Annotated in this window: 2 pseudogenes; both read left to right on the top strand. The window is 71.4% G+C overall.

Features of this window, described 5'->3' with window-relative positions:
- Positions 1–237 (top strand): annotated as a pseudogene (locus tag B4E30_RS16115) (hydroxymethylbilane synthase); the annotation flags it as partial.
- 13 nt (positions 238–250) lie between these two features.
- Positions 251–448: pseudogene (locus B4E30_RS16110) on the top strand (porphobilinogen synthase); the annotation flags it as partial.

Raw genomic sequence — 448 nt, 5'->3', positions numbered from 1 at the left:
GGGTGCGCCGCGCCGATCGCCGCGATGGCCTTCGTCGAGGACGGCCTGCTGTTCCTCACCGCCCGTGTCTACCGCCCCGACGGCGGCGAGATGATCGACAGTTCGCGCGCCATGCCGATCGACGCCGATGCGCCGGCGGAGCTCGCCACCCTCGTGGGCGTCGATCTCATCGAACGAGGCGCCGCCCGGATCGCACCGCTCGATCCGACGGTGCCGAACGCGCCCGACGCCCCGTAGCGAAGGAGAAACCGTGACCGGACCCCGCATCCGTCCTCGCCGTCTGCGCGCAACGCCCGCGTGGCGGCACCTGCAGCGTGAGACGCGCCTGGACGCCTCTCAGCTCGTGCTGCCGATGTTCGTCGCCGAGGGAGCGGTCGAAGCCCGCCCGATCTCCTCAATGCCGGGTGTCGTGCAGCATTCGACGGACACGTTCCGGGCGGCTCTGCAC

The sequence above is a fragment of the Microbacterium sp. UBA3394 genome (assembly GCF_002358725.1).
In the GTDB taxonomy this organism is placed as follows: Bacteria; Actinomycetota; Actinomycetes; order Actinomycetales; family Microbacteriaceae; genus Microbacterium; species Microbacterium luteum.
This window is presented reverse-complemented; position numbering and strand designations above follow the sequence as displayed.